This is a genomic window from Bilophila sp. 4_1_30, from assembly GCF_000224655.1.
GTDB lineage: Bacteria > Desulfobacterota > Desulfovibrionia > Desulfovibrionales > Desulfovibrionaceae > Bilophila > Bilophila wadsworthia.
On sequence record NZ_JH114232.1, the window covers coordinates 494,968 to 498,024 of the forward strand.

At 63.4% G+C, this 3,057-nt stretch carries 2 protein-coding genes; one reads left to right on the plus strand and one right to left on the minus strand.

Going from position 1 to position 3,057, the window contains the following annotated elements; genetic code table 11:
• Positions 1-65 precede the first annotated feature (65 nt).
• Positions 66-803 (minus strand): sulfite exporter TauE/SafE family protein, encoded by a 738-nt coding sequence (locus HMPREF0178_RS08880; RefSeq protein ID WP_009380260.1) that lies wholly within the window; start codon positions 801-803, stop codon positions 66-68.
• 263 nt (positions 804-1,066) lie between these two features.
• On the opposite strand from HMPREF0178_RS08880, the gene HMPREF0178_RS08885 reads away from it, so the two are divergent.
• The gene (locus tag HMPREF0178_RS08885; RefSeq protein WP_009380262.1) at positions 1,067-3,007 is read left to right on the plus strand and encodes an SNUT3/LISCH7 family protein; all 1,941 of its coding nucleotides are present in this window, start codon (positions 1,067-1,069) and stop codon (positions 3,005-3,007) included.
• Positions 3,008-3,057: the final 50 nt, after the last annotated feature.

Consider the following 3,057-nt stretch of genomic DNA (forward strand, 5'->3'; position numbering starts at 1 on the left):
GGGGGAAGGGAGGAGGGACCTTTCTCAGAAAGGTCCCTCCTCCCTTCCCCCACATTATTCTCCCCCTACAACGCCTTCACAAGCCCGACGACGGAAATGATCATGAGCAGGGCAAGGACAACCTTGCGGAAGCGGGCCTCGTCGACGGTGGAGAACCAGCGGTTGCCGAACCACATGCCGCCGAACATGGGAACCATGAAGACGAGGGTAAAGATGATGGTATCAAGGCTGATGAGCCCCTGCTGCCAGTAAAAGAGCGAGGCCCAGACGTCCGTGAACAGGAAAAAGGCGATGAGCGAAGCGCGCCCAACGGCGGCCCCGAGCGGGCTGGACAGGAAAAAGAGGATGATCGGCGGGCCGCCGTTGGCGGAAGCGCCGTTGATGACCCCGGCGAGGAGTCCGACGCCCGTGGTCTGGGGCGGCGTGGGCGCGTTCTTCGGCCGCAATCCGCAGTAGAGCATGGAAGTGAGGATAAGGACCACGGCATTGATGATCAGGCGCATGGCGTCCACGGGTATGGATATCAGGCAATAGACTCCGAAGGGAGTGCCGAGGGCCACGCCGAGCGCAAGCCAGCGGAGGGATTTCCAGTGGACCTGCTTGTAGACGAAGGGCAGGTGCCCGATGCTGGCCAGCACTTCCCAGAACAGGATGACCGGAGCCACCTGTGCCGGGGGGAAGAACAGCGTCAGGAGCACGATCATGATCATGGAAAAGCCGAATCCCGTTGCGCCGCGGACGATACCCGCCAGAAAAACGGCGGTGAAGACATAGGCGAACAGAAGCGGGGTGAAGCCGGACATAAGGCCTCCTCGGATGGTGCGGGGACGGATGCCCGTCCCCGAAAACGCCCTGCGGGAGCGGGGCGTCAGGGATCGGCCTAACGTGGGCTAAGCCCCCTGTCAAGTGAGCCGCAGGGCGGAAAGGACAATGGGTTGCGCTTGCGGGTGAAGGCTTTTCGGGGTATCATCACTTCTTTATATGACAGTTCGTTCCGAAAGCTGCGCCTTGCCTATGGAACCTTCATATCCCGTCTTGAACTCAGACCTCTTACGAGTACCCCTCCATGACCATCAAAAGCAATTCTCCCCGAGATTCCCGCAACCCCCGAGATTTCAACGACCCGCGGAACAAGCCGCAAGAACGTCCCGAACGGGCGGAGCGCCCCGAACGCTCCGAATGGGCCTCCCGTCGCCCCGAGCGTCCCGAATGGTCGAACCGCGACCGTTCCGAGCGGGCTCCGCGCCCTGATTGGGCCGCCCGCGGCGAACAGCGCCGCCCCCCCCGCGATCGTTTTGAAAACGGCGACCGCCCCCGTCCGCAGAGAGGCTCCGGGCTCATCGCCGAGCTGCGCGAACTCGACCGCGATCTTATCAAAATGATCGCCCGCCGCAGCCGTATGCTGACCCGCCTGCCCAATGCCGGAACGTCGGATCACGAACGCGAGCTGCGTACTTCGTGGGAAGAAAACGCTTCCGCGGTCAGCCGCGATCCCAAGCTTATCCGCCAGATTTTCGCACTGCTTCAGGAAGTGGAAGTCGCTCCCGCCGATATGGAGCAGCCTTCCGCCTTCAACCTTGCTCCGGCCCGCAAGGCGCTTGCCGTGGAACTGCCCGCTCCCGCTTCCGATCGCCTGCCCCGCGTCCGCATGGTGCTCGCGGCCAGCGGCGCCACCGAATGTACCCTTCACGGCGTGCCGCTCAACGGCCCGGTCATGGAGTGCCTGAAAGGGCTCAATCAGGTCGGTGCCCGCCTGCGCTGGGAAGAGGACGGGCGTATCCTCTGCCAGGGCGGCGAACCGGTTTCCGGCTACAACAAGTCCATCCTCGACAAGGTGGTGCACGTCGGCGACGATCCGTTCAACCTGTACCTGATGCTGTTCCAGATGGTGACGCGGCCCGCGCGCCTCAAAATTATCGGCGAGAGCGGCCTCAAGTTTGTGGACTTGGCTCCGATCCGTCATTTCCTGCCGCTGCTCGGCGCGCGCCTGACCAGCGTGGTTCCCGGACAGGAGGGCTTGCCCGCCCGTCTGGAGTCGTCGGCCATGTTGCCGTCCGACGTGGCCGTGCCCGCCGAACTGCCCGCCGACGCGCTGGAAGCCCTGCTCGTGGCCACGGCAGGATGGGAACGTGACGTGACGGTCGACTTGAGCGGACACGCCGAAGGCCGCAACATCGTCTCCAAGGTCCTGCCCATCCTCCAGAGCGCGGGCATCAAGGCCAGCCTCACGGATACCGAAGATACCCTTTCCCTGCATGTGGTTCCCGGCAAAGCCCAGTTCTCCGACGAACTGCTCCCCGGCATCAATGTCGTCGCCGCGGCGACGCTGCTCGCCATGCCCGCTTTTGTCGGCGGCAGCGTGAAGCTTTCCGGCCGTTGGGAAGCCACCGGCGACGCCAGAAGCGGCGACGCCGTCAAAGGCCTGTTCTCCAAACTGGGCGTGAACCTCTCCGTCGCCGATGGCGAACTGTCCGCCTCCTTTGGCGAAGGCATTGCCGAGGGTGAGCCCCTTCCGTCGCCCAACCCGGTTGATGACCTCACGGGTTTGCCTTCAGCGCTCCTGCCGCTTGGCTTGGCGCTGTCCCTTATCCCCGCCGTGCGCTCGAAGGGCGGGGTCATGCCCAAACTGCCTGAGAGCGTGGATAAGGTCCTTGTGGAAAGCTTCCTGAATCAGCTTGGCTTGTCTTGCGAAGACGGGCGGCTCGTTTCCATCGAGCCCTCCACCACGCCGTGGGCCAGCCCGACCGTGCAGTGGGCTCTGGCGCTCTCTCTGGCGGCCTTCCTCCGTCCGAATATCAAATTGAGCAATCCCGGCATCGTCACGAACTATCTGCCCGTTTACTGGAACATTTATAACACGTTGCCGACCCCTTCGATGACCCGCAAGGCGCAGGAGGAAGAGACGGCGCCCGCAGCCAACAGCCGTCCGGCCCGCCGCCGGGTGCTGGCCAGCCATACCCCCGAATCCGAAATGCCCGACGAAATCGTCTATCCTGACGAAGACTAGGGCTGGGTCTGGGCGTTTTGAAAAGAATGTGGAGAGATTGGGGAGGGGGA